We start from the raw sequence: 26464 nt of genomic DNA, 5'->3' as shown, positions 1-26464 counted from the left end.
CTCGATGTGTGACACTGGTTCAAGGAGTCGGCACGACATCTCGGGAGATGACACATGACCTCAGCCACCATTCCGGGCCTTGACGGGGATTCGATCCCCACGAAGCACGCGAAGCTCATCGAATGGGTGCGGGAGGTCGCCGAGCTCACACAGCCCGAGCGCGTGGTCTGGGCCGATGGTTCGGACGAGGAGTGGGATCGCGTGACCGCCGAGATGGTGGCGGCCGGCACGTTCACCAAGCTGAACGAGAACAAGAAGCCGAACTCGTTCCTGGCGCTCTCGGACCCGGCCGATGTGGCCCGCGTGGAGTCGCGCACCTACATCTGTTCGGAGACCAAGGAAGCCGCCGGTCCCACGAACAACTGGGTGCGCCCCGCTGAAATGCGCGCCACCATGACCGATCTGTACCGCGGTTGCATGCAGGGCCGCACCATGTACGTCATCCCGTTCTGCATGGGCCCCCTCGGCGCCGACGATCCGAAGCTGGGCGTGGAGATCTCCGACAGCCCGTACGTGGTGGTCTCGATGAAGATCATGACCCGCATGGGCTCGGCGGTGCTCGACAAGCTGGGCGAGGAGGGCTTCTTCGTCAAGGGCCTGCACTCGGTGGGCAAGCCGCTCGCGCCGGGCGAGGCCGATGTGCCGTGGCCGTGCAGCGAGACCAAGTACATCACCCATTTCCCGGAGACCCGCGAGATCTGGTCGTACGGTTCGGGTTACGGCGGCAACGCCCTGCTGGGCAAGAAGTGTTACGCGCTGCGGATCGCCTCGGCGATGGCGCACGACGAGGGCTGGCTGGCCGAGCACATGCTGATCCTCAAGCTGATCAGCCCGGAGGACAAGGTCTACTACGTGGCCGCCGCGTTCCCCAGCGCCTGCGGTAAGACCAACCTCGCGATGATCCAGCCCACCCTGGAGGGCTGGCGCGCCGAGACCGTGGGCGACGACATCGCCTGGATGCGGTTCGGCAAGGACGGCCGCCTGTACGCGGTGAACCCCGAGTTCGGCTTCTTCGGCGTGGCCCCGGGCACCTCGATGGACTCGAACCCGAACGCGATGAAGACCATCGACGCCGGTAACACCCTGTTCACCAACGTGGCCAAGACCGACGACGGCGATGTCTGGTGGGAGGGCATGTCGGCCGCCCCGCAGCACCTCACCGACTGGCGCGGCGACGACTGGGAGAGCTCCTCCGCCGAGAACGAGGACGGCCTGGTCACCGTTGCCGCGCACCCGAACTCGCGCTACACCACCCCGATGTCGCAGTGCCCGTCGATCGCCCCCGAGTGGGACGATCCGCAGGGCGTGCCGATCTCGGCCATCCTGTTCGGCGGCCGCCGCAAGACCACGGTCCCGCTGGTCACGCAGGCCCGCGACTGGAAGCACGGCGTGTTCATGGGCGCCACCGTCGGCTCGGAGCAGACCGCCGCCGCCGAGGGCAAGGTGGGCACCGTGCGCCGCGACCCGATGGCGATGCTGCCCTTCCTGGGCTACAACGTGGGCGACTACTTCGATCACTGGCTCGAGATCGGCAAGCAGGCCGACGAGTCGAAGCTGCCGAAGGTCTTCTACGTCAACTGGTTCCGTCGCGGCGAGGATAAGCGCTTCCTGTGGCCCGGATTCGGTGAGAACACCCGCGTGCTCAAGTGGATCATCGATCGCATCGAGGGCAACGCCGCGGGCAAGGAGACGCCGGTCGGCATCGTCGCGACGCCGGAGGAGCTGGACCTCACCGGTCTGGACACCCCGGTGCAGGACGTGGCCGAGGCGCTCGCGGTGAACGTCGACGAGTGGCGCGGCGAGATCCCGCTGATCGAGGAGTGGTTCGACTTCGTCGGCGACAAGCTGCCCACCGGCCTCAAGGACGAGCTCGACGCGCTGAAGCAGCGCCTGGGCTGAGACGCCGAAACACCGCACCCGCCTTCCGCTCCGTGAGGAGCAGGAGGCGGGTGCGGTGTTCTTCAGCCGGTCACGCCGCGAGGATGGCGGGCCGCTTCTTCAGCGCGGGGTTCTCGTCCTTGTCCGGGGCGGAGACGAGGTCGGGTGCCTGGGCCCCGGGGGCTTGTTCGGTGCGGTCGCCGGTGGCAGGGGCATCGGTGCGCGGGGAATCCGTGCGCGGGGTGTCCGTGCGCGGTGCGTCGTCGGGCGCCTTGTCGATCACACCGGCGCCGGTGAGGCGGTTGGCCACGGTGATCGCGGTGTTCACCACGAAGGTCAGCACGGTGCGGAAGGCCTGCACGCCGAAGCCCGCCACCGCGGCGAGCGGCGCGAGCACCGGGGTGCCCGAGGCGGCGGTCTGCGCGAGCTTGGCGCTCGCATCGTCGAGCACCCGGTTGACCATGGTGAGCCCCTCGGAGAGCCCCAGGCTCACCACCGAGCGCCCTTCGAGGCGGGCTCGGGTGAGCAGGTCCGGGTAGTCGTTCGAGGCCACCAGGGCGCGGATCGCGGCATCGCGATCAGCGGGGGTCACGGCGGAGGAGGAGAGCGTGCGCAGGTCCACCCCGTCCGCGTCCCGGATACCGGGCACGCCCAGGATTCCGAGCGCCGTCGGCGTGATGTCGTCGATCCCGAACCGCGGATTCACCTGTCCGGGAGCGAAATCGGGACCGCGGGCGATCACGAAGGTCGACGTCTCGGCGGGCGATTGGAAGCCGTGACCGCCGGTGGCGGTGTGCCCGTGGTCGGTGACCACCAGCACGGTCCAGCGTTCGCCGGTGGCGGCCTCGCGGGCCCGCACGGCCTCCATGATCAGGCCCACGTTGGCGTCGGTGCGTTGCAGCGCCGCGGTGTAGTTGGCGGAGCCGCCGCCGTAGTTGTGGCCGGCCTTGTCCACCTGATCGAGGTGGGTGAACAGCAGGTCGGGGCCGTCGTCGCGGATGGAGGCCACCACATCGGCGGTGGTCTTGGCGTCGAGGGCGATCTCCTGCTTGTCGCCGGGGATGTCGAGGGTGCGGGTCACGCGGTCGGCGCCGATACCCGCCTGGCCGATCTTCTCGACCACGTCCCAGTCGCCGATCGAGGCGGTCTTCAGCTCGGGCTTGGCCCGCTCGATCTGGGTGTACACGGAGGGGAAGCGGGAGAAGTCGTTGGTCACCAGGTTGTTCGTCACATCGTGCTTGGTGTCCCACACGCCCGACAGGATCGTCATCCACGATGCGCCGGAGATGGTGGTGTGCCCGGCGATGCTGGAGACGCCCGTGGTGCCCTCGCCCATCAGACCGCGCAGGTTCGGCGTGCTGGTGTCGAGGATCCGGTCGATGTTGGCGCCGTCGATGCCGATGATGAGCACCTTGTTCGGGGGCTGCTGGACCTGGGTGTCGGAGGCCGCCTCGCCGCGTTTACGGGCATTCGCCGGAGCGGTCGCGGCGGCACCCGCGGTGGTCACCGGCAGGGACGGCAGGGCCGGACTGAGCGGCGACGGTACGCGGCCCGGGTCGACGGGGGCCGCCGGTGCGACCGGAGCGGCGGCCACCGGCAGCGCCGACGCCGACGATGCTGACGACGTCGCGCGGTCCACGGCCACCGCGGCGGTCGTGGCACCGACCGGCGTCGTCTCCGGGGCCGTCACGGAGGCCGGTGCGGCACTGCGCGATTCGGTCGCCTCGGGGCTGCGGCCGGTGGAGACGGACTCCGGCAACGGAGCGGAGGCCGACGATTCGGGGAGTACCACCGGAGGGGCCGGCGTCGGCGCGGCCTGTTCGACAGCTGCTGCGGTCTTCTGAGCCGCCGGAGCGGTCTTCTCGGTGGCAGCCGAGGGTTTGGTGGCGGGCTCGGCCGAGGGGGCCGCGCTCGGTGCGGACGTGCCCCCGGCCGCGGGTGCGGTGTCCGGTCCGGTCGCCGTGCCCGCGCCGGTGGTCGTGCCCGCGCCGGTGGTCGAGGTCTTCTCGGTGGCGCCGGTGGCGCTCGTGCCGGTTCCGGAACCGGTCTCCGCCGAGGTCGCGGTCGAGTCCGAGGTCGCGTTCGAGGCGGGGGCCCGGTCGCCGGACGATTCCGGCGCGGTGGCGCTGGACGCATCATCGGGTGGTGCCGCGCCGGCGGCGCCCGCCCCCAAGAAGCAGCCTGCGGCGAAGAGGAGTGCACCGGCACTCGTCCGCAGTATCGATCCGTCGAGTTCAGCCATGCGACACCCCTGGGTTTGCGATCACATCGATTCGCTCGGAGAGTATCCGAGGTTCCGGCGGTTCGCCGGGTGTTCAGCCGCCCACGGCGAAGGGCAGCCAGCGCGCGGCGAAACCGGCGATCACGCCGCCGATGATCGGGCCGACGATCGGCACCCAGGAGTAGCTCCAGTCGCTGCCGCCCTTGCCGGGGATCGGGAGCACCAGGTGCGCGAGGCGGGGTCCGAGGTCGCGGGCGGGGTTGATGGCGTACCCGGTGGGGCCGCCCAGCGAAAGGCCGATGCCCACGACCAGGAGGGCCACGGCGAGCGGTCCCAGGCCCGACGGGGTGCCGCCGAAGTTGAGCACCACGTAGACCAGGACGAAGGTGGCCACGATCTCGGTGACGGCGTTCCAGCCGTAGTTGCGGATCGCCGGGGCCGTGGAGAAGACGGCGAGCTTGTCGGCGGCGTCCTGTTCGGTGTCGAACTGCGCCTTGAACGTGAGCCAGCAGATCACGGCACCGAGGAAGGCGCCGATCATCTGCGCCACGATGTAGATCGCGGTGGATGCGGCGCTCACGGTCACGCCGGGCGCGTATTCGGCAGCGCCGCGGGACAATTGGCCGAGGGTGATCGCGGGGTTGAGATGGGCGCCGGATTTCGCGGCCACGTACACGCCGGCGAACACGGCCAGGCCCCAGCCCCACGCGATCATCACCGTGGCTCCGGCGCCCTTGCCGCGGGTGAACAGCACGTTCGCCACCACGCCGCAGCCGAGCAGTGTGAGCATCGCGGTCCCTGCCACCTCGGAGCCGAAGACGACTCCGAGGGAAACGGTGTCGGACATGTTCCTCCCGGTCTTCATCGAATGCGTCCGCGGGGTGTGCGGACCCTTCGAGTGGATCATGCGGGGCGCTGCGATCGCACAGAACCGGGTGAGGCTGCGACAGATTTGATGCTTCTACAGTGCGGTGCGACGACCGTAGCTGCCGAACTCCAGCAGGAGCAGCGCCGCGGCCACGCGCGGGAGCTGGTGCCATCGCAGCAGTACGGCGCGCTCCTGGTCGAAGGAGTGGTACTTGCGCAGATAGCGGTAGAGGCGCTCCACGTGGATCAGCGGATCGAAGGCGTGCGCGGCCCGCTTGAGCACGGGGTGCGACGAGCCGCTGAACAGGTCGGGGAACGGGGCGAAGGCCAGGGAGACCCGCTTGTAGCCGTGGTCGCGGGCCCAGGCGAGCACCTCGTCGGTGAGGCGCTCGTCGACCCCGTTGGGGGCGCCGGGTGCGCGGAGCGGCTCGTCGAGCGAGAGATCCTCGGGTCCGGCGGGCAAGTAGCGGTGCGCGGCGCAGACGGTGCCCTCGGCGGTGCGGGCCAGGGCGATCACCGCGTCGGGGGCGGCGCCGTCGAGCATCCGGCCGAGGATCATCGAGAAGCCCCGGCCGGGGTCGTGGCCCGCGGCGCGTTCCATCCGCAGCACGGCCGCGGTATCGGACTCGGGGAGCTCACCCTCCCGCACGATCTCGACGGTGACGCCCGCGTTGCGGGTGCGTGCGATCGCCTGCCGCAGATTGCGGAACCGCCGGCCGGTGAGGTGGAAGGTGGTGGTCTCGATGACCACATCGCGGCCGATGGGCACGGCGTGCAGGCCGTGCGCCTCCCAGGTGCGACGGTGCGCCTCGCCCGCGCCGAGCACGGCGATCGGGCGGCGTCCGGCACGGCGGACGAAGGCGTCGATCGCGGCGTCGCGGGCCTCGGCGTCGGCGCCCACGGGGTCACCGCTCACGACCGCCACGCCGAGGCGGACGGCGTAGGCCACGACGGCGCGTCCGTCGGGGGAGGGGACGTAGAGCTTCTCGGGGCGCAGCGCGAAGGGCGCCAGCGGATCGCCGATGGAGTCCCGGACCAGCGCCTCGACACTTTCATGTTCGAAGGACATGGTCTGAGTATGCGCCTCGCCTCCCGCTCGCGGCGACTCGGTGGGCGTCCGATTGCGCGGCGCTCACCACGACGCATGAACTATCATGAACGTCTATAGGCGATAAACGTCATATTCGATCAGACGAGGTGGTCATGGCCGGCGACGATGTCGTGCTCCTCGCCGATGGGGTCCTGCATGCGGGGGCGCTGGAGCGGCCCGGACGGATCGTCGTTCGCGATGGCAGGGTGATCGCCATCGGCTCGCCGCCGACCGGGGACGGTGGCGACACCCGCGCCCGCCCCGAACGGGTCTCCGGGATCATCGCCGCGGGACTCGTGGACATGCATGCGCACGGCGGCGGTGGCGCGAACGTGGGAGACGTCGACCGGGATCCCGCGGCGCCACTGCGAGTCCGCAGCGCTCACCTCGCGCACGGCGTCACCACGCAGATGGCGAGTCTGGTCACCGATACTCCGGATCGGCTGCTGTCGCAGGTCTCGGCGCTGCGGGATCACGTCGCCGACGGCGCGTTCTGCGGAATCCACCTCGAGGGGCCGTGGCTCGCCGTCGGACGGTGCGGCGCACACGATCCGGGACTCCTGCGCGCGCCGACCCGGCGCGAGGTGTCCGCTCTCCTCGACGCTGCACGCGGAACGATTGCGATGGTCACCCTCGCGCCGGAGCTCGACGGTGCGCTCGACGCGATTGCGATGTTGGTGGACAACGGAATCCGCGTGGCCTTCGGGCACACCGACGCGACCGCCGAGCAGACGCGCGCCGCGATCGACGCGGGTGCGACGGTGGCGACGCACCTGTTCAACGGCATGCCGCCGATGCATCACCGCACGCCCGGTCCGGTGGCGGTGGCCCTCGCGGATTCCCGTGTCACGGTCGAACTGATCCTCGACGGCCACCACGTGGCGCGCGACGCCGCCGAGGTGAGCAGAGTCGTGGCGGGCGGCCGGCTGGCATTGATCTCGGACGCGATGTCGGCCGCGGCGGCCCGGGACGGGCGGTACCGGTTGGGACCGCACGAGGTGGATGTGCGCGATGGTGTCGCCCGAGTCGTCGGCGGCAACGGCTCACTGGCGGGAAGTACGCTGACCTTGGACGCCGCGCTCGCGCGATTCGCACGGGAGCACCCCGTCGATCTGGTTGCCGCGCATGCCTCCGCAAGCCTGATTCCGGCTCGCGCGCTGGGTCATCCCGAATGGGGTGAGGTGACCGTCGGGGGCGCGGCCGATCTCATCGTGATGAACGAACAGGCGCAGGTTCTGCGAGTGATGTCCAGGGGCGAGTGGTGCGATACCGCTCGCCTCGGGGAGTGAGCCCAGCGCACGCCCCGGCCCGGTCAGTGGGCCTGCGGTTCGCCGCTGCGGAGGGCCGCTCCCGGCTCGCGGGTGAGCAGGCCGGCACCCAGCAGGCCGGCGACGTACCCCAATCGGGCGGCGCGCACTTCGGGTTGCGGCAGATACGAGATGCGTTCGGACAGTGCTGAAGCGACGTCGGAGTGCAGATCCGCGGCCTCCGCGAGTCCCCCGCCGAAGATGATGACGGAGGGCGTCAGCAGTGCGGTGGCCTGCAGACACACCTGCGCCAGCGCCTCGACCGCGTCGGCCCAGATCTCCAGGGCGGCGGCATCTCCGGCATCGCGCGCCTGCACCACGTCGATCGAACCCTGAACGTCGAATCCGGTGCGCTCGCTGTACCGCCGCGCGATGGCGGCCGCGGAAGCGATGCGCTCCACGGGTTCCGGCGCTGCGCCGTCGCGCACCGTCACCGGCAGCATGCCGATCTCGCCCGCGTAGCCGCCGCCGGTCACCATGGCGCCGCCCAGCCGGAGCGCGGCCGAGATCCCGGTCCCGATCGTGATCATCAGGGCGTCGGTCTCCGGCGCGAGTAAGGAGAATTCGGACCGACCCGCAGCGCGGACGTCGTGCGAGACGCGCACGGGCAGGTCGTACCGCCGCCCGAGCATCGACGCGAAGTCGGCGTCGCGCCAGCCGAGGTTCGTGGAGTACACGCCGATGCCCCGGTCGTCGTCCACGATGCCGGGGATCACTGCGGACACGGCCTCGACGCGGATCCGGCGGTGGGTCCGGCGGAAGGCCTCGACCACCTCGTCGATGAGGAGGACGAGCTCGCCCGCGGCACCGTCTCCCGGCTCCGGGGCATCGCGAATGGTGGCGTCGATCATGCGCCCGCCGGTGTCGATCAGGCCGGCTTTCACCGTGGTGCCGCCCACATCGATCGCCACGGCCGCCGGGCCGTCGCCGAGGCTCCACGGCCGACAACGGGCGAGAATGCTCGTCGAGGTCGTCATCGAGACATCACCGCAGGCGGGCGGGGTGCGTCGAAGCTCCGAAGCGTCATGGTGATGAGCCTATACGAGCATATCGCCAATCCGTGATGCTTTTCTATGAGCAACTGATAGCCTGAACGTGCAGAAAACATCAATCGCGCGGGGCGCGAGAATGGAGTGGGATTCCCATGCCGCAGCCGGGATACGCGATGCAGGTGGAGCTCAGCAGTCAGCCGGAGATCTGGTCGACGGTGCTCGAACGCGACGCGCTGCGCGCCGGACTCCCGCGTGACGGCGAGCGTGTGGCCGTGATCGGCTGCGGTACCTCGTGGTTCATCGCCAAGGCGTACGCATCCATGCGAGAGAGCCTGGGCCGGGGCGAGACCGACGCCTTCACGGCGAGTGAGGCACCACTGCAGCGCACGTACGACCGCATCGTGGCGATCACCCGCTCGGGCACCACGAGCGAGGTGCTGACGGCGCTGGCCCAGGTGCCGCAGTCGATTCCCACGGTCGCGGTGATCGCCGACCCGCACACACCGATCGTCGATCTGGTGAACGAGGCGATCGTCCTGGACTTCGCCGATGAACAGAGCGTGGTGCAGACCCGGTTCGCGACGGCCGCGCTGATGCTGCTGCGATCCACCCTGCAGCCGCGCGCGGTACTCGACACCGCCGTCGCTCAGGCGGCGGACGTCCTGTCCGGTTTCGACTTCGACGGCGACCGCGTCCAGGAGTCGATGGTCGATCCTTCGCTCCTCGCCGCCGAGCAGATCTCCTTCATCGGAACCGGCTGGGCGTGGAACGTCGCCGAAGAGGCGGCACTGAAGCTGCGCGAGAGCGCGCAGGCCTGGACCGAGGCCTACTCCTCGATGGAGTACCGGCACGGGCCCATCGCGATCGCCGCCCCCGGACGCGCGACGTGGCAGTTCGGCCCGGCCCCGGACGGCCTGGCCGAGGACGTCGAAAACACCGGTGCTCGCTTCGAATTCGTCGATCGTGATCCGCTGGCCGAGCTCGTCCGGGTGCATGCCTTCGCGCTCCTGCGTTCGCGCCACGCGGGCCTCGACGCCGATCATCCGCGGTCTCTGACGAGGTCCGTCGTCCTGACCGACTGATGACCGAGGCCGCAGCTGTGCCCCAGCCGCCGAGGGTCCTGTGCGTCACCCCGAATCCAGCGCTCGACATCACGATTCCCGTGGCCGCGCTGGCCGTGGGTGCGACCAATGCCGTGGGCCGAGGCTCCGAGCGTCTCGGTGGGAAGGGGATCAACTGCGCCCGCGTGCTCTCCGCGAACGGCGTGCAGACCGTCGCGATGGGGCCCCTGCGAACCGCCGATGTACCTGCGGTCGCCGGTGATGAGGATCACCTGACCTGGTGGTTCACACCGAGTTCCGCACCCACGAGGCGCTCGATCGCGGTGGTCGAGGAATCGGGCCGCGTCACGGTGCTCAACGAGCGCGGGGGCGGGCACGGCGCCGACGTCTGGGACCGGATGCTGGCCGACGTCGCGGCACTGCTGAGCGCCGGGCCCGTGGACGTTCTCACGATCAACGGAAGCATTCCGCCCGATGCCCCGGCCGCTCTCCTGACCGACCTCATCGCGCTGGGGCGCGATCGGGGAAGCGTGGTCGTCGTCGACACCAGCGGCGAGTCACTCGTCGATGCCGCTCGCGCGGGTGCCGATTGGCTCAAGCCGAACGAGGACGAACTGATCGCCGTGGCGGCGGACGGTACGCCCGAAGGAGGTGTGCAGCGCCTCCTCGCGGAAGGCGCCCGCAACATCCTGGTCTCCCGCGGTCCGCGTGGGCTGGAGGTGATCGGGGCCGGTGGTCGAGCCACCGCATCTCCGCCGGCCGAACTGGTGGGCAATCCCACCGGCGCGGGCGATGCCGCGGTCGCCGGGCTCGCAGAGTCGCTGGTCCGCGGTGACGACCTCGCCGCGCTACTGCGTCGAGCGGTCGCGTACTCGGCAGCGGCCGTCCTCGTCGACCATGCCGGTGCCATCCATCCCGACTGGACGTCGATCTCCTCCGACGTCATCATTTCCACGGAAAGTGAGTCCTAGCAATGACGCTGGTCAACCTGACGGAGGCTCTTGCGCTGGCGGAGCCGGGACGGCGAGCCATCGGTGCGTTCAACGTGGTGCACCTGGAAACGGCCGAGGCGATCGTCGCCGCCGCCGAGTCCGCGGAATTGCCCGTGGTGCTCCAGATCTCGCAGAACTGCGCCGCGTATCACGGCGGCCTCGAGCCGATCGCCTTGGGCGCCAAGGCGCTCGCCCGCACCAGCACGCAGCCCGTGGTGCTGCACCTCGACCACGCCGAGGACATCGAGCTGATCGACGAGGCGCTGGGTCTGGGCTTCACCTCGGTGATGTACGACGGGTCGACCCTGCCCTACGGCGAGAATCTGGCGACCACGCGCGCCACCGTGACCAAGGCCCACGATCTGGGCGTATCGGTGGAAGCGGAGCTGGGGGAGGTGGGCGGCAAGGACGGCGCGCACGCTCCCGGGGTGCGCACGGATCCGGACGAGGCGCAGGCGTTCTGGGCGAACACCGGCGTGGACGCTTTGGCGGTCGCGGTGGGCAGCTCGCATGCGATGACCTCGCGAACCGCTGAGCTGGACGTCGATCTCATCGCCCGCCTCCGCGGCACGGTGCCGGTGCCGCTGGTACTACACGGATCATCGGGAGTGGCGGATCACGGTCTGCGGGCGGCGATCGAGGCCGGGATCGCCAAGGTCAACGTGTCGACCCATCTCAATGCTGTTTTCACCGGAGCGGTTCGCGATTTCCTCGCGGCGAACCCTGCGGTGGTCGACAGTCGCAAGTACGTCGGCGTCGGGCGGGACGCGTTGAGCGCCGAGGCCGCTCGGCTGCTCCTGCTGTTCGCCGGTTCGCCCCGGGAGTGACCTCTACTCCGGGTCCGACGCCGTTTGCACCTCGAACCCGGAGGCTTCGAGTTCGGCACGGTCGGCCTCGTCGAGGCCGTCGTCGGTGATCACCGTGGAGAAGACCTCGGGTCCACCGATCGACGCCATGGTGCGAGTCCCGTACTTCGACGAGCTCGCGGTGAGGATCCCGGTCTCGGCCCGCGAGGCCATGAGGCGGTTGATGAAGGCCTCCTCCTCGCTCCGGGTGGTCGCGCCGGACCGGTCGAAGGCGTCTGCGCCGATGAAGGCGAGGTCGAGCCACAGACCGGACAGCGACTGGTGCGCCATGGGACCGACCAGCTCGTAGGTCCCGGGATTGAGTACTCCGCCGACGACGAGAACGCGGATGTCCGAGTTCATGGCCAGCTGCGAGGCGATGTCCACGGCGTTGGTCACCACCGTGAGTTCCTTGGAGAAGGGGCTGTGCGCCAGCGTATCTGCGATCCGGGTCACCGTGGTGCCGCCCGAGAGCCCGACCACCTGCCCGGGCCGGATCAGCGACGCGGCGGCCGCGGCGATGGCGGCCTTCGCCTCTCCGCCGTTGGCGGAGCGGTAGCGCAGTGGGAGGTCGTACGCGATCGAATCGCGCTTGCGCGCTCCGCCGTGCGTTCGCGTGACCAATCCGCGTTCGGCGAGGAGGTCGAGATCACGCCGAACGGTGGCAGGCGAAGCTCCGAGGGCATCGACGAGACCGTTGACGTCCACTTGGGCATCCTCGCGCACCCGCTCGAGAATGGTGTCCAGCCGGTCTGCCTGTCGCACGCAAGGCCTCCTCATGAGTCAACGGCAGGATACATGAGCGGTCGAATGGGCGAAGACGATGTGCCGCAAGTCCGGTCGGCGCTTGCGGCGGTGTGTGGGCCTCGGTGTCGAGTGGCCCGGGTGAGACTCGCACGCGGGCCGACGCGGCGATCCGGCCCCACCCGTGGCGGCCTGACTCCGTGCCCGGAACGGCGGCGTAGGTATCGCGGAGCGCGAGCGGGACCGAGGACGAGGTCTCGGAGTGCGGCTGCGTAATCCGCGCCGCAGGGTCGGCGCAGGCCGCGAGCGGGAGAGCCGCGGGGACCGGGATTCGCCCACCGTCCGGCCTCGGTGTCGCGCGCGGACGCGGGGAGGCGGGATGCGCACCCGACCTGCGAGTTCGCCGAATTGTCGCAATTATGCGTGAATTGCGACAGAGAAATGATTGAACGCCCGTGAGAGCCGCGGCTATCTTGCAAGACGAAGTTCGATCGTGCGTCGCCTGAAACAACCGGGCCGTTCCACGGCTCGAAGTGTTGTTCAGACGAGAGGTCTCGCATGCCCGGTCGCCATCGCGCCCCGTCCACCGTTCGACGTTCCACCGTGCGCGCCGCGGCCGCCGGTGCCCTGCTCGGCGGTGCCGGGCTCGCGCTGACCGCGCCGACGGCTGGTGCCGCGACCGACGCGCAGTGGGATCGGGTGGCCGCGTGCGAGTCCAGTGGCAACTGGTCGTTGAACACCGGCAACGGCTACCACGGCGGCCTGCAGTTCAGCCCGTCCACCTGGAACGCTTACGGCGGTCAGCAGTACGCACCCCGCGCCTACATGGCCACCAAGGCGCAGCAGATCGCGATCGCCGAGAAGGTGCTCGCCGGCCAGGGCAAGGGCGCCTGGTCCTCCTGCGGCCGGGGCCTGGGCGCGCCCACCCCGCGCACCGTCCCCGCGACGAGCGAGACCCCGAAGGTCACGCAGCCCAAGGTGCAAGCTCCGAAGGCACAGACCCCGAAGGCGCAGACCCCGAAGGCGCAGACCCCGAAGGTGCAGGAGCCCACGCTCCAGGCGCCGAAGGCGCAGGCTCCCAAGGCGCAGGCGCCCGCTGCGAAGCCGCCGAAGTCGCCAGCCGCGAAGCCGGCTGTGCCCGGCGCGGCGGCCTCCAGTTTCGCGCAGCAGATCCTCCAGCAGGCGCAGGCGGGCGGCCAGCAGGTCGATCCGGCGGTCTCCTTGGCGCTGCAACAGGCCATCACCGCCGGCTACTGAGTCAGCGGCGAACCCCGGCGAGAAACCAACGCTGCCAGGGGGTCTCGACGGCGCGTGGATGGTATCCGGTACGCACGTAGTCCACGGCGTCGGTGGGTGTGAGGCCGTCCAGGATCGCGAGCGCGGCGAGACCCGTTCCGGTCCTGCCGATTCCGCCGCCGCACACCACCTCGACACGCTCCGTCGGCAGCAGCGCGTGCGCCTGGGCGAACCGGCGGCGCGCAGCCTCCGGGGCCAGCGGTACACCGAAGTCGGGAGTCCGCACCCACAGGATCCGGCCGGGCGCACTCTCGGGCGGCAGCCACGTCAACGCCAGTGTCACCGTGGCGGATTCGTCGGGTGCGCCTGCGCGCAGGCCGCGCCCACGCACCAGCAGACCCGACGGCAATCGGAGCAGCCCGGCAGTGCCCTCCGCCCACGGGGTCACTGCGGAGGAGACCACTGCTGGATGCGGCGCAGCGCGTAATCGATCACGCCGTCCGGAGCGAACCGCAGTGCGGTATCGCGCCCGAAGGCGACCGCCGGATTGGGCCACTGCCCGGCGGTTCCGAGCAGGTGGGCCTGCCGCGCGATGCGTTGCGTCCGCCGCCGGCGCTGCTTGTCGTAGTCGGTGAGCGCGACCGGGACTGCCCTCGGATCCGGATCCGAGGCCAGCGGCCGCAGCAGCGAGACCAGGACCGCCGCATCCTCCAGAGCGAGATTCGCGCCCTGCCCCAGGGTGGGCGGCATCGCGTGCGCGGCGTCGCCGACCAGCGTGGCCTGGCCGCGCGAGTAGGTGCGCAGCGGATGCGCGAGCCGTTCGATGGGCTGATAGCCGATCCGCTTCGGCTCCGTAGCCGCGATCAGCTCCGGGATCGGATCGTGCCACGCGCCGAACCGGTCGAGCAGCTCGCCGGGCTCGGGCTCGTCGTCCGCGGTGGAGGGGCGCACCGCGAACCAGTACACCCGCCCGTCCCGCAAGGGCACGTAGCCGAAGCGCTCGCCCCGACCGAAGGTCTCGCCCGCGTCCTCGAGCGCGACCGGCTCCGAGGTGATGCCCCGCCACGCCCCGTACCCGCAGTACGCCGCGCCCGGGTCTCCCGCGTAACTGCCGCGCACCCGGCTGCGGATGCCGTCGGCGCCCACGATCACGTGCGCGTACGAGAGCAGACCGCTCGGCCCGAGGTCGACGGTGTCCCGATTGACACCCTCGACGCGGATGCCGGGCCGCACGGTGTCGGGGATCAGTGCGGCCAGCAGGGTCTTGTGCAGCTCGGTGCGGTCGACCACCCGTAGTTCGGCCGCGGTCTCGGGGCGGAAGGTGGTGACCCGCGTACCGTCCACCGTCCGCGTGCCTACGGGGATCTGCGGCGGACCGTCGGCCGTCACGGCCCGCACCCGCTCCTCCAAGCCGAGTGACCGCAGCGCGGTGAAACCATTGCCGAACAGCGACAACCCCGAGCCGCGGGGCAGGAAACGGGCGGCCTGTTCGAGGACGATCACCTCAGCGCCGGCCCGCTGCAGACCGGCGGCGACGGCCAGGCCGCCGATGCCCGCGCCCACCACCGCGACGCGCAGTGAGTTCGTCCGCCACATGCCTCCGACGGTAATGCTGTTTCGTCCCGCTGTCACCGAACCGGACACCCCGCTGACAGTGTTCGCTGTCACGCGGATGGCCTGCGTTTGGGATCGCACGCGATATGCGGTTAACCTGTACCGTCCCTCGCGTATGTCCGCTGAGGGTGAAGTCCTGAGGAGTATGCCCGTGTCGATCGCCGACGAGTGGGAGATCTGGTTCCCCGACGCCTATGAGATCGGCTCCGAGTCGGTGCGCTCCTTCGCCCGCGCCACGCGCAACTGGCACGTGCCCTACGCCGCCAGCCGCGTGGTCCCCGCCGATAACGCGGTGCCCGCCACCATGCTGGGCGCTCCGCTGCTGCAGGCCGCGTCCGCGCTGGTCGGCAAGGCGATCCCGGGCTGCAACCTCTCGGCGATCCTGCATGCCGGGCAGACCTTCCACTACATCAAGCCGCTGCGCATCGGCGATGTGGTGAGCGTGGGCACCCGCCTCGGCTCGCACATCGTCAAGGCCGAGACAGACCTGATCACGGTGGACTGCATGGTCTACGTGGGCGGCGAGCCCTGCGTCTCGGCCGAGATCTTCATCGCGCACAGCCAGCGCGAGACCGGCGTCGATCTCGAGGCCGCGGATGCGCTGGCCGACGAGGTCATGATGACCGGCACCGGCCCGTCGAACAGCGACGAGTACGCGGCGAACGTCGCCAACTCGATCTAGTCGATCTAGACCGAGACGCCCACCAGCGCCTCCAGCGCGCGTGCCATATCGGCGCCCTCGATCCGCATGAGCTGCGCTTCGTCGAGTGCGGAGAGATCGGCGCCCGATTCCGCCAGGCGCAGTTCCCGCTCCTCCTCCGCGGCCTCGATCACGTTGCGCACGAACCGGCCGTTGCCGAGCTGATCGAGCCGGTCGGCGATGCCGCCGCAGCACGCCTCCAACACGGCCGCGGCCTCACCGGTGAGCACCGCGTCGCGCGAGCGCGCCAGCGCCTCGCCGATCTCCGCGAGTTCACCGGGGGAGTAGCTCGGGAACCGGATCCGGCGCGCGAACCGGGACGCCAGGCCCTCGTTCGATCCGAGGAATCGGTCGATGTCGCCGTCGTATCCGGCGATGATCACCACGAGCCGGTCGCGGTCGTTCTCCATCCGCGCCAGCAGCGTGTCCACCGCTTCCTGCCCGAAGGCGTCACCGCCCGAAAGCCCCTCCTGCACCAGGGTGTACGCCTCGTCGATGAACAACACGCCGTCGAGCGCGGAATCGATCACGGCGCTGGTCTTGATCGCGGTGGCACCCAGGTACTGGCCCACCAGATCGCGGCGCGAGCACTCCACCACGTTGTCGGTGCGCAGCAGGCCCAGCCCGCGGTACATCCGCGCCACGATGCGCGCCACCGTGGTCTTGCCGGTCCCGGGCGGGCCGGTGAAGACGAGGTGCAACGAACGGGCGCCGCTGGACAGGCCCTTATCGGCGCGCACCTGCGCCAGCTGCATCGTGGTGCGCAGCCGCGCCACCTGCTCCTTCACCTCGCGCAGGCCCACCTGCCGGTCCAGCTCGGCCGCCGCCTCGGCGAGCAGATCCGGGCCGGGCTCGGATTCGGCCTCGGGTTCCTCGTCGTCCGGCCCGGCGATCACCAGGCGGTGCTGCGGATCGCGCAGCGCGGCCTCCGCGGGCGGGTACGACGATGCCGCCCGTTCCAGCAGCTCCCGGGCACCGTCCTCGTCGCCCTGCTCGCGCAGCACCAGTCCGTGGCAGTACCGCGCCGCCGCGGCGGCACCCGGCACGGGTCCGGACGCGGCAGCGGAGCAGTGCCGCGCGGCCTCGGCGAAGCGGCCAAGTTGGGCCGCGGCCGCACCGGCGATCGCGTGACCCGCGGCCGTCAGGGCCTCGTCGTCCCAGGAGGCGAGGCCGTCCAGCGCGGTGAGTGCATCGGCCCAGCGGCGCCCGGAGGCGCACAGCACGGCCCGCTGATACCGCTCGATGGGGCACGATGCGGCGGCGTCGAGCGCGCGTTCCGCATCCTCGGGCGCACCGTCGGCCAGCAGCCGGGCGGCGTACGCCACGTGGGCGGTGGCGGCGTCGCGGAGTGGATAGTCCACGTACATGCCGGTGGCGAAGGTGGCGGCCAGCCGGCCCGGCGAGAGTCCCGAGCGCCGTGCGGCCGAGCCGATGGCGGCGGCGTGATGATGCAGCGCGGCGAGCACCTCGGCGGTGGCCTCGCCGGCCGCCGCGCGTCCGAGCCAGGCGTCCGCCATTCCCGGATCGGCGGTGGTGGCCGCCTCGAAGGCCCGGCGTGCGAGCGCCTTATCGGGCGGCGCGGCCTCGAACTCGCCGATCTGGATGCCGAGCGCAGCGACGCCCGCGCTGAACGCGGACAGCGCGGTGGCAGGTGCAGAAGCAGTCATTGGTCCCCCCAGACCCCGATTCTGCATCCGAGCCTAGCGGGCCTCAGCGGGCGAGGAGTGCGATCTCCCGGATCTCCTTGAGGTCGGGACCCACCTCGTCGGAGTGCCACAGCCGCAGCCGCCAGGTGTCGGCACCGTCTCCGGCGTGCCGCGCCGCGGCCTCCACCTCGTAGAACCCGCGCGCCATGGGGAATTCGACGATCTCGCCGACCGCGCCCTCGGCGGGGGAGAACAGCTCGACGGTGCCCGACGTGTCCACGCACAGCCTCGTGTGCAGCACCGTGTCCCACTCGCCCTCCGCGGGCGGCACGTCGTCCCAGTGCTCGATCTCCACCGGCATCGCGGCCTGCGTGCGCGAGGGTGAGGCGAATCCGGCGGTCGCCTTGTTGGTGGCGGTGCCGTGCACGGTGACGGCGGCGAGGAGGTCGTCGGGCACGCGGGTGCCGAAACAGCTGGCGAAGAACTTGCCCTCGCGCAGGTCCAGCAGGCCGGAGAGCTGCATGAGGACGCGGGGTTCGAGTTGCATGGATCAGTATTGTCCCCGATGCCGGAAGCTGTTGCATCTGGCAAGCTCGATGACATGTCCGAATCAACTTTCGCGGTGGCGGCCCGGGCCGCCGATCTCACCAAGGTCTACGGCGAGGGCGACAACGTGGTGCACGCGCTGGCCGGCGTCTCCGTGGACTTCCTCGCCGGTGAGTTCACCGCGATCATGGGGCCGTCGGGCTCCGGCAAGTCCACCCTGATGCACTGTCTGGCGGGCCTGGACGCGGCGAGCAGTGGATCGGTGCAGGTGGGCGACACCGAGCTCACCTCGCTCAGCGATAAGCAGATCACCGAGCTGCGGCGCGACCGGATCGGATTCGTCTTCCAGGCCTTCAACCTGGTGCCCACGCTCACGGCGCTGGAGAACATCACGCTGCCGCTGGACATCGCGGGCCGCAAGCCCGATCAGCAGTGGCTCGACACCGTGATCGACCGGCTCGGGCTGCGCCCGCGCCTGGATCACCGGCCCACCGAACTGTCGGGCGGGCAGCAGCAGCGCGTCGCCTGCGCCCGCGCCCTGGTGGGGCGGCCCGAGATCATCTTCGGCGACGAGCCCACCGGCAACCTGGACTCCCGCTCGGGCGCCGAGGTGCTGTCCATCCTGCGGGCCGCGGTGGACGACTACAAGCAGACCGTGGTGATCGTGACGCACGATCCGCGCGCCGCTTCCTACGCCGACCGCGTCGTCTTCCTCGCCGACGGCCGGATCGTCGACGAGATGCGCTCGCCCACAGCGGAGACCGTGATGGACAAGATGATCCATCTCGACGAGCTCGTGGCGGGCTGATGGCCTCGCCGATGAATCGGGTTGCGATACGCAACCTGATGGCGCACAAGGGGCGCCTGTTCCTGACGGTGCTCTCGGTGCTGCTGGGCACCTCCTTCATCGCCGGCTCGATGGTCTTCACCGGCACGCTGTCGAAGGCTTTCGACGGGATCTCCGACCGGATCGCGGTGGGAGTGGACGCGCGGGTGGCGCCCAAGGACGCGCGGGGGCAGGGTGGGTTCGGCCCGCAGGGCCCGGGAGTGCCGCTGTCCGTGGTGGATCGGGTGCGGGAGGTCCCGGGGGTGCGCGTGGCGCAGCCTGCGGTCACCGGACCCATCGCCCTGCGCGACGGCAAGGGCGACGTGGTCTCGCCGACCGGGGCCCCGCAGACCGGCGGCGCGTACCTGCCGCCCGGTGAGAACCTCGACTCCGAGGGGCTGAAGATCACCTCGGGCAGGGCGCCGTCGGGCCCGAACGAGATGGTGCTCAACGATTCCGCCGCCGACCGCCTCGATCTTCCCGTCGGCTCGAAGACCACCGTGGTCACGCCGCACTCGCCCGGACCGATCGACGTCACGGTGGTGGGCGCGTACACCGCCTCGGTGGATTCCGGTGGCTACATCGGTGCCCTGTTCGCGAAGGATGAGGCGCAGAAGCTCTTCGGAGACGGGGCCACCACGCCGAACATCGACGTGGCCGTGGCGCCCGGCACCACGCCGGAGCAGGTGCGCGAGCGGCTCGCGGCCGCGCTGCCCGATCTCGACGTCAAGACCGGCGACGAGGTGCGCAAGCAGTTCAGCGATCAGATCAACCAGGGCCTGAGCTTCCTCAACTACTTCCTGGTGGCGTTCGGCCTGATCGGCCTGCTGGTGGGCGTTTTCATCATCTACAACACCTTCTCGATGCTGGTCGCGCAGCGACTCAAGGAGCTCGCGCTGCTGCGCGCGATCGGTGCGAGCCGCTCGCAGGTGCGCAACTCGGTGGTGCTCGAAGCGCTGGTCGTGGGCGTCCTCGGCAGCGCCGCCGGACTCGCCACGGGCATCGGCCTGGCCTGGCTGCTGCAGGCCGCGGTGAAGGCCGCCGGTGCGGGTTTCCCGGACACCGGGATCGTGGTCGAACCCTCGGTCGTGGTCACGGTGATGGTGGTGGGCACCGTGGTCACGGTGATCTCGGCTCTGATTCCCGCGGTGCGCGCCTCCCGGGTGCCGCCGGTGGCCGCCATGCGCACGCAGGACGGCGGCTCGGCGACCTCGGTGATGGTGCGCGGCGCGATCGGCGGTGGACTGCTGCTGAGTTCGCTCGCGCTGCTGTTCGTCTCCACCACGGAGACCGGCTCCGGTGCGGCGATCATGGTGGGTATCGCGGGATTCGGTCTCGTGCTCGCCGTGGTGATCGGCGGTCCGGCGCTGGTGGGTCCCGTGCTCGGCGGCATCGGCACGATACTGGCCAAACCCTTCGGGCCGGCGGGCCAGTTGGGCCGCACCAACGTGATGCGCAATCCGCAGCGCACCACCGCCACGGCCTTCGCGCTCGTGATCGGGGTGGCCCTGGTCGGCGTGATCGGCACGCTCAGCGCCTCGATGCAGAAGTCGGTCGACGCCCAGGTCGATACCGGCATCCGCTCGGACCTCGTGCTGCAGGCGCCCCAGTTCGGGATGCCGCCGGCGGCGCTGGCCGCGATCAAAGACGTCCCGGGCATCGGCGCCAAGACCACCCTGTACGCGGTGCCCGCGCGGGTGGCGGGCGATCGGCAGAATCTGCTCGCCGTGGACGGTGACGTGAACGCCGTCTTCAACCTCACCCGGGTGTCCGGCTCGCTCGATCTGAAACCCGGTGGGCTGCTGGTCGACGAGGACAAGGCGCGCGCCGAGGGCTGGGAGGTGGGCTCGAAGGTCGGGCTCGGTTCCGCGACCGGGCGCGAGCAGGCGGAGGCCACGGTGGTCGGGATCTACGCGAAGGGCGGATCCCTGTCCGGGCCGGTGATCACGGTCGACGAAGTGAACAAGCTGTATCCGCCCGCGCAGGGCGCCACCAGCCCGATCGTCACGCCGCAGTCGGTGTTCCTCGGCGCCGCCGAGGGCACCTCGGTCGACGATCTCAAGGAGCGCCTGCGGGAGGCCGTCAAACCGCTGCTGGTGGTGAACGTCGACGACCAGCAGGACCTCAAGGATCAGGCGGGGCAGGCGATCACCGCGCTCACCGGCGTGCTGTACGCGCTGCTCGGGCTGGCCGTGATCATCGCGATCCTCGGCATCGTCAACACCCTCGCCCTGTCGGTGGTGGAGCGGCGCCGCGAGATCGGCATGCTGCGCGCGATCGGCATGATCCGCTCCCAGGTGCGCAAGTCGATCTACCTGGAATCGATGCTCATCGCGCTGTTCGGTGCGGTCCTCGGGCTGGCGCTGGGCGTACTCCTGGGCACCTCGCTGGTGTACTCGCTGCGCGATGAGGGCCTCGGGTCCGTGGTGGTGCCCTGGTCCACGGTGCTGGTGATGCTGGTCGCGTCGGCCTTCGTGGGCGTGGGCGCGGCCATCCTGCCCGCCGTCCGCGCGGCCCGCACGCCCCCGCTGGCGGCGATCGCGGAGGGGTAGCTGTCACAGAACCGCGTCGGCCGGTGTCTTGAGTGCGGAACACTGGAATCCGCCTGAAGGAGACAGAGATGAAGGTCGTCGTGATCGGTGCCGGGTACGCGGGGACGATCGCCGCGAATCGGCTGATGAAGAAGGCCGACGGCGTGGACGTCACGGTGGTGAACCCGCGCCCGGAGTTCGTGGAACGGGTGCGGCTGCACGAGCACATCGCCGGCACCGGCGCGGCCACCACGCCGCTCACCGAGATGCTGAACCCCGCCATCCGCCTCGTGGTGGGCGAGGCCGAGAAGATCGGCGACGGTTCCGTGGTGCTCGCCGACGGCACCGTGCTGCCCTTCGACCACCTGGTGTACGCCGCGGGCGGGGCGATCACGGCACCGTCGGGCACTCTCGCGGTGGGCGGGCTCGAATCGGCCACCCGGGCGCGGTCGGCCCTCGCCGCGCTGTCCGACGGTGCGCTGGTCACCGTGGTGGGCGGCGGCCTCACCGGGATCGAGACCGCCTCGGAGATCGCGGAGGCGCGCCCCGGCCTGCGGGTGCGGCTGCTGAGCGAGGGCGAGATCGGGGCCTCGCTGGGCGACGGTGCGCGCTCCCGCGTGCGGCGCGAATTGGAGCGGCTCGGGGTCGAGCTGCGGCGCGGCCGGTACGCCGGGCCCGACGGTGCCGATCTGGTGCTGTGGGCCATCGCCACGCAGGTGAGCGATCTGGGGGCGCGCAGCGGTCTGGCGGTCGACGGGTCCGGCCGGGTGGTGGTGGACGAGTTCCTGCGCAGCGTGAGCGATCCACGGATCGTTGCGGTGGGCGACGGTGCGGCCGTACCGCACGCGAGGCTCAGCTGCCAGACGGCGCTCCCGCAGGGCGCGCACGGCGCCGACAACCTCGCCCGCATCCTCGACGGTGCCGCCCCCCGGAAGTACTCGATGGGATACACCGGCCAGAACGTCTCGATCGGCCGCCGCACCGCGGTGATCCAGGCCGCGCGGCGCGATGACACCCCCACCCGGATCTGGTTCGGCGGCAAGCCCGCCGCCGTGGTCAAGGAGCAGGTCTGCCGGATGGCCCGCGGCGCCGCCCGGACCGCGAACTACGCTTGGCTGCCCGCGCCGAAATGACCACCGCCGCCGAGCTGTTCACGGAGTACCGGCCGCTGCTGTTCTCCATCGGTTACGAGATCCTGGGCAGCGTGGCCGACACCGAGGACGTGCTGCAGGAGAGCTACCTGCGGTGGAGTGAGGTGGATCCGGGATCGGTCGGCAATCCACGGGCGTACCTGGCGCGCATCGTGACCCGGCAGTCGCTCAACGCGCTGCGGGGCGCGGCCCGGCGTCGGGAGGAGTACGTGGGGCCGTGGCTGCCGGAGCCCCTGGAGGCACCGTCGGGCGACGTTCCGGCGGAGCACGTGCTCACCGGTGAGGCCGTGACCACCGCGATGCTGCTCGTGCTGGAATCCCTGACCCCCACGGAGCGAGCGGTTTTCGTGCTCCGTGAGGTGTTCGGGTTCGGCTACCCGGAGATCGCGGAAGCCGTGGGAAAGAGCGAGGCGACGGTGCGCCAGACGGCGCACCGCGCCCGCGGTCACGTGCAGGCGCGGCGGCCGCACACGGTGGTCGAACCCGCCGCGGCGCAGGGGGCGGCCGAGCGGTTCCTGCTGGCGGCCGCGACCGGAGACGTGCAGGCGCTCATGGACGTCCTGGCGCCGGACGTGGTCTTCCTCGGTGACGGCGGCGGCGTGGTCTCCGCCGCGCGCCGCCCGGTGCACGGCGCCGACAGGGTGGCGCGGCTGCTCATCGGGCTGTTCCGCAAGGGTTCGACGATGGGCGAGATGGGCCTGCGGTTCGCCGTCTACAACGGCATGCCGGCGATGGTCGTCTCCTTCGACGGGGTGGTCGACATGGTGACGTGCATCGAGGTGAGTGGGGATGCGATCACGGGGGTGTACTCCGTGCGGAATCCTGCGAAGCTGACCGCCATCCGGGTAGGTGAGTGAAAATGATCGAATAGCGAGCAAAGTAATCGCATGTTTGCAACAATCGGGGGGTGAAACTCCCCGGATCAGCACGAATGCCGGTCATCGCCGGCGCGCTCGCCCTGGTGGTAACGCTGGGGGCGACGAGTTGCGCGAGCCAGCTCGACGAGACGGATCGGGCCCTCGTCGAGGCCGGCTGCGCGCCGGTCGCAAATGCACCGAAGGTCACCGGCAAGGTGACGTACTGGTCGATGTGGACCTCGGGCGAACCCCAGATGCAGGTCCTGGACAGGGCGTTCCGCTGTTTCACCGAGGCGACCGGCGTTGAGGTCGACGTCCAGTGGATCGGCCGGAAGGTTCTCACCACCAGCGTGGCACCGGCGCTCAATACCGCGAGCGTGCCCGACCTCGTCGACCAGGACATCAGTCAGGTGAACGCGGCGATCGCGTCGTCCGGGGGTGTGCAGAGCGTGTCCGACGTCCTCGGCATGGACACCGGCGAGGGGAAGACCGTCGAAGCGGTGCTGCAGCGCACCAGCTGGGACTATCCGCAGAACAAGCTGCCGTCCGGCGGAATCAAACTGATCCCGTACGAGATGATCGGCAACGGATGGTGGATGGCTCCGGATCGCGTCCCGGGCTTCGTCGCTCCCAAGACCACGGAAGACCTCTTCACGCTCTTCCGGGAGGCACGCGAGCGCGGAGTCGCACCGGTGGCGCAGGACGGCGATATCGACTTCTACAACGCCTACTTCTACTCGCAGTGGGCTGAGAAGTACGTCGGCCCCGGTGGTTTCCTCGCCGCAGCGCGTGACCGCACGGGCGGAGTGTGGCGCTCCGATCCGTCCTTCCTCGCAGCGGCCCGGCACGTGGAGCGCATGGCGCGGGAGAAGGTCTTCATCCGGGGCTGGGACGCATCGAAGTTCCCCAATGTGCAGAACCAGTGGGCGGACGGCCAGGCCGCCTACCTGTTCGTCGGCTCCTGGATCACCTCGGAGGCGGGGCAGTACCGGATCAAGAGCGGCGCGGATCCGTTGGTGCTCCGCTCGTTCCAGATCCCGAAGCCCGACGATGCGAAGTTCGACACCGTTGAGCAGCTCCCGATCGGATTCGGCATCACGGCCAAGGCGCGCAATGCCGCCGCCGCCAAGGCGCTGATCGCCTACATCCTGCACAAGCAGAACCTGGAGCCGATCGCGACGAAGGCGCTCAATCTCACGCCACGGTCCGATATCGCGGCGCCTCCCGGACTCGAGGACATCGCCGCGAACTTCGCCGATCCGTCGAAGGTCAAGGTGGTGGCCATGGATGCGGTGGACGGCGAGGAGCCCGATTGGGCGACCGAGGTCTTCTATCCGTTGAACAAGCAGCTGATGCTGGGGCAGCTGGGTGCGGAGGCATTCGTCGAGGCCATGGCCACGAACACACAGCGCTACTGGGCGAGGAAGAACTGATATGACCGTGACGACACAGGCGCGGCCGGACCCCAAGCCGGCGGCGCACGAGACCGCCGGACGCAAGCTCTTCGGCCCGTTCATCACTCCTGCACTGCTGCTGTACACCGCGGTGCTCGTCGTGCCGACCGTGTACACGGGATACCTCAGCTTCACCGACTGGTCGGGCTCGGGAACTCCCGTGTGGGCCGGTCTGGAGAACTACGGCGGCCTGCTCTCGGAACTGGTCGACGGCGGCCCGTTCCGGACCGCGCTCCTGAACACCTTGCTCTACATCGTGGTGGGTGGAGTCGGAACCTTCGCGCTCGCCTTCCTGTTCGCGATGGTGCTCGCCGACATGAAGGGGAGCCGGGTGATCCGGGCCGTCCTGTTCTTCCCCAACATCGTTGCACCGCTGGCGATCGGCATGTTCTTCGGCATCATCTTCAACGCCCAGCCGCCCGGCATGGTGAACCAGGTGCTGGCCGACCTCGGCCTCTCCGAACCCTTCCCGTTCCTCAACGAGTCCAATGTCCGGTGGCTCACGCTGGCCGCCGTGATGTGGGCGAGCGCCGGATTCTTCATCACCATCCTCATGTCGGCGATCGACCGGATACCGCCCTACCTGTACGAGGACGCATCGATCGCAGGCGCCTCGTCCTGGCAGAAGTTCCGCAACATCACCTTTCCGATGATCAGTGACGTGGTCACCATCGCCGGTGTGCTGTGGACCATCTCGGCGATCAAGATCTTCGAGATGGTCTGGGTGATGGCGGGGCCGGGAACCTATGCGCCACCGGTGGGCTCGTGGACCCTGGGCCTGGAGGTCTACTACGACACCTTCGGCAGCCAGGGTGAGGGCAAGTTCGGCGTGGCCAGCGCCGTGGCCGTGGTGATGCTGCTGCTGGTGATCGTCTTCGTGACGCTGCTGCGACGGATGTCCCGTCGCGAGCAGCTGCAGTACTAGGGAGCTACGCCGTGAACACATCCGTGCAGTCCGATTCTCCTGCCGCAGCCGTCGTCACCAGCAGAACCTCCGACCGGACGGTGGGCCGGGGAACCCGCTCGCGTCCCGCTCCGGCCAATGAGGGCCGTTCGTTGGTCAAGTACGTGGGCCGAACGGTGGTCTGGGCCTTCACCGTGATCAACGTCTTCCTGCTGTTCTGGCTGGTCTCGGCGTCGTTCAAGACGCCTCGGGAGCTGAACGAGGGGCCACTGTCGTTGCCCCGCTTCCTGTTCGAGGAGGGGCGTCCGTTCCGCAACTGGGCCACCGCCTGGCAGGTGTCCGGATTCAAGTCCGCCTTCGGCAACACCGTGATCGTCGTCTTCGTCTCGTCATTGTTGATCCTCGCGATCGGTGCGCCGGCGGCCTATGCGCTCAGCCGCGCCAAGGTCCGGTGGGCGCGCCCCATGACCGGCTACTTCGTCTTGGGTATGGGTGTTCCGTTCCAGACTCTGGTGATCCCCCTGTCGGTGGCGATGTCGAAGGTCTCCTTCGCCGGTGGCACCCTGAACAATTCGCTCACCGGATTGATCATCGTGTACACGGCGCTCTCTCTGCCCTTCACGATCTATCTGCTCACCGGGTTCTTCGCATCGCTCCCCGACGAACTCGAGGAGGCCGCGGCGATGGACGGTGCCACCGGGCTGCGCACCTTCGTGGGTGTGATGTTGCCGCTGGCCCGCGGTGGCCTGCTCACCGCGTTCATCATCAACGCCATCGGCCTGTGGAACGAGACCCTGTTGGCCGTGGTCCTGGTCCGGGACGATTCGAAATACACGATGGCACGCGAGCTCTGGGCGTTCTACGGGACCATGCAGTACAACTCCGACTACGGAGCGCTGCTCGCCGGTGTCGCGCTGCTGGTGCTTCCCATGTTCATCCTGTACCTCGTTCTCGCCAGGTACATCATCGGCGGCCTCACACTCGGCTCCGGCAAGTAGAAGG

The 26464-nt window shown here is 69.9% G+C and carries 23 protein-coding genes; 14 read left to right on the top strand and 9 right to left on the bottom strand.

Annotated features, from left to right (window positions below):
* The first annotated feature begins 54 nt into the window (after positions 1–54).
* On the top strand, positions 55–1899 hold the full coding sequence (locus TTY48_RS07450) for a phosphoenolpyruvate carboxykinase (GTP) (RefSeq protein WP_220656891.1): 1845 nt from the start codon (positions 55–57) through the stop codon (positions 1897–1899).
* Positions 1900–1969: 70 nt separating this feature from the next.
* Here TTY48_RS07450 and TTY48_RS07445 read toward each other — a convergent pair whose 3' ends face one another.
* From TTY48_RS07445 to TTY48_RS07435, 3 genes are all read right to left on the bottom strand, one after another.
* On the bottom strand, positions 1970–4120 hold the full coding sequence (locus TTY48_RS07445) for an alkaline phosphatase family protein (protein ID WP_220656890.1): 2151 nt from the start codon (positions 4118–4120) through the stop codon (positions 1970–1972).
* A 73-nt stretch (positions 4121–4193) separates the two neighbouring features.
* Complete coding sequence (locus tag TTY48_RS07440; protein WP_220656889.1) at positions 4194–4946, bottom strand: MIP/aquaporin family protein; 753 nt, start codon at positions 4944–4946, stop codon at positions 4194–4196.
* Positions 4947–5060: 114 nt separating this feature from the next.
* Positions 5061–6035, bottom strand: coding sequence for a phosphatidylglycerol lysyltransferase domain-containing protein (locus tag TTY48_RS07435; RefSeq protein WP_220656888.1), 975 nt, complete (start codon positions 6033–6035; stop codon positions 5061–5063).
* 134 nt (positions 6036–6169) lie between these two features.
* Between TTY48_RS07435 and TTY48_RS07430 the strand changes: the two genes are divergently transcribed.
* Positions 6170–7345, top strand: a complete 1176-nt coding sequence (locus TTY48_RS07430) for an N-acetylglucosamine-6-phosphate deacetylase (protein ID WP_220656887.1) — start codon at positions 6170–6172, stop codon at positions 7343–7345.
* Positions 7346–7368: 23 nt separating this feature from the next.
* On the opposite strand, the gene TTY48_RS07425 is transcribed toward TTY48_RS07430, so the two are convergent.
* A complete protein-coding gene (locus TTY48_RS07425) occupies positions 7369–8340 on the bottom strand; it encodes an ROK family protein (protein WP_220656886.1) in 972 nt (323 codons plus the stop codon).
* Positions 8341–8507: 167 nt separating this feature from the next.
* On the opposite strand from TTY48_RS07425, the gene TTY48_RS07420 reads away from it, so the two are divergent.
* From TTY48_RS07420 to TTY48_RS07410, 3 genes are read left to right on the top strand one after another with little or no spacing between them, the layout of a single operon-like run.
* Positions 8508–9437 (top strand): SIS domain-containing protein, encoded by a 930-nt coding sequence (locus TTY48_RS07420; protein WP_220656885.1) that lies wholly within the window; start codon positions 8508–8510, stop codon positions 9435–9437.
* Positions 9437–10387: a 1-phosphofructokinase family hexose kinase gene (locus TTY48_RS07415; protein WP_220656884.1), complete on the top strand. Its 951-nt coding sequence runs from the start codon at positions 9437–9439 to the stop codon at positions 10385–10387. The genes TTY48_RS07420 and TTY48_RS07415 overlap by 1 nt, the downstream gene beginning before the upstream one ends.
* Positions 10388–10389: 2 nt before the next feature.
* Positions 10390–11235 carry a class II fructose-bisphosphate aldolase gene (locus TTY48_RS07410; protein WP_220656883.1) on the top strand — a complete coding sequence of 282 codons (846 nt, stop codon included), beginning with the start codon at positions 10390–10392 and terminating at the stop codon, positions 11233–11235.
* Between the two features lie 3 nt (positions 11236–11238).
* Here TTY48_RS07410 and TTY48_RS07405 read toward each other — a convergent pair whose 3' ends face one another.
* The gene (locus tag TTY48_RS07405; protein WP_220656882.1) at positions 11239–12018 is read right to left on the bottom strand and encodes a DeoR/GlpR family DNA-binding transcription regulator; all 780 of its coding nucleotides are present in this window, start codon (positions 12016–12018) and stop codon (positions 11239–11241) included.
* 537 nt (positions 12019–12555) lie between these two features.
* Between TTY48_RS07405 and TTY48_RS21510 the strand changes: the two genes are divergently transcribed.
* Entirely contained in the window at positions 12556–13254 is a 699-nt protein-coding gene (locus TTY48_RS21510) for a transglycosylase family protein (protein ID WP_220656881.1), read from the top strand.
* A gap of 1 nt (position 13255) precedes the next feature.
* On the opposite strand, the gene TTY48_RS07395 is transcribed toward TTY48_RS21510, so the two are convergent.
* The gene (locus tag TTY48_RS07395; protein WP_255585565.1) at positions 13256–13696 is read right to left on the bottom strand and encodes a protein phosphatase; all 441 of its coding nucleotides are present in this window, start codon (positions 13694–13696) and stop codon (positions 13256–13258) included.
* The gene (locus TTY48_RS07390) at positions 13678–14829 is read right to left on the bottom strand and encodes an FAD-dependent monooxygenase (RefSeq protein ID WP_255585563.1); all 1152 of its coding nucleotides are present in this window, start codon (positions 14827–14829) and stop codon (positions 13678–13680) included. The genes TTY48_RS07395 and TTY48_RS07390 overlap by 19 nt, the downstream gene beginning before the upstream one ends.
* Before the next feature lie 169 nt (positions 14830–14998).
* Between TTY48_RS07390 and TTY48_RS07385 the strand changes: the two genes are divergently transcribed.
* On the top strand, positions 14999–15529 hold the full coding sequence (locus TTY48_RS07385; protein ID WP_220656880.1) for a MaoC family dehydratase N-terminal domain-containing protein: 531 nt from the start codon (positions 14999–15001) through the stop codon (positions 15527–15529).
* A gap of 5 nt (positions 15530–15534) precedes the next feature.
* Here the strand turns inward: TTY48_RS07385 and eccA are convergent, their stop codons facing one another.
* Entirely contained in the window at positions 15535–17214 is a 1680-nt protein-coding gene (eccA, locus tag TTY48_RS07380; RefSeq protein WP_220656879.1) for a type VII secretion AAA-ATPase EccA, read from the bottom strand.
* 43 nt (positions 17215–17257) lie between these two features.
* Positions 17258–17740 (bottom strand): hypothetical protein, encoded by a 483-nt coding sequence (locus TTY48_RS07375; protein WP_220656878.1) that lies wholly within the window; start codon positions 17738–17740, stop codon positions 17258–17260.
* A 54-nt stretch (positions 17741–17794) separates the two neighbouring features.
* Between TTY48_RS07375 and TTY48_RS07370 the strand changes: the two genes are divergently transcribed.
* From TTY48_RS07370 to TTY48_RS07340, 7 genes are all read left to right on the top strand, one after another.
* Entirely contained in the window at positions 17795–18547 is a 753-nt protein-coding gene (locus TTY48_RS07370; protein WP_220656877.1) for an ABC transporter ATP-binding protein, read from the top strand.
* 38 nt (positions 18548–18585) lie between these two features.
* Positions 18586–21117: an ABC transporter permease gene (locus TTY48_RS07365; RefSeq protein ID WP_220656876.1), complete on the top strand. Its 2532-nt coding sequence runs from the start codon at positions 18586–18588 to the stop codon at positions 21115–21117.
* A 68-nt stretch (positions 21118–21185) separates the two neighbouring features.
* The gene (locus tag TTY48_RS07360) at positions 21186–22229 is read left to right on the top strand and encodes an NAD(P)/FAD-dependent oxidoreductase (RefSeq protein ID WP_220656875.1); all 1044 of its coding nucleotides are present in this window, start codon (positions 21186–21188) and stop codon (positions 22227–22229) included.
* Complete coding sequence (locus TTY48_RS07355) at positions 22226–23104, top strand: RNA polymerase sigma-70 factor (RefSeq protein WP_220656874.1); 879 nt, start codon at positions 22226–22228, stop codon at positions 23102–23104. Before TTY48_RS07360 ends, TTY48_RS07355 begins: the two co-directional genes overlap by 4 nt.
* A 74-nt stretch (positions 23105–23178) precedes the next feature.
* On the top strand, positions 23179–24537 hold the full coding sequence (locus tag TTY48_RS07350; protein WP_220656873.1) for an ABC transporter substrate-binding protein: 1359 nt from the start codon (positions 23179–23181) through the stop codon (positions 24535–24537).
* A gap of 1 nt (position 24538) precedes the next feature.
* Positions 24539–25483: a carbohydrate ABC transporter permease gene (locus TTY48_RS07345; protein ID WP_220656872.1), complete on the top strand. Its 945-nt coding sequence runs from the start codon at positions 24539–24541 to the stop codon at positions 25481–25483.
* An 11-nt stretch (positions 25484–25494) separates the two neighbouring features.
* Positions 25495–26460, top strand: coding sequence for a carbohydrate ABC transporter permease (locus TTY48_RS07340; protein WP_220656871.1), 966 nt, complete (start codon positions 25495–25497; stop codon positions 26458–26460).
* The last annotated feature ends 4 nt before the right edge of the window (positions 26461–26464 follow it).

This window comes from Tsukamurella sp. TY48 (assembly GCF_019656655.1).
Classification (GTDB): domain Bacteria; phylum Actinomycetota; class Actinomycetes; order Mycobacteriales; family Mycobacteriaceae; genus Tsukamurella; species Tsukamurella strandjordii.
This window is presented reverse-complemented; position numbering and strand designations above follow the sequence as displayed.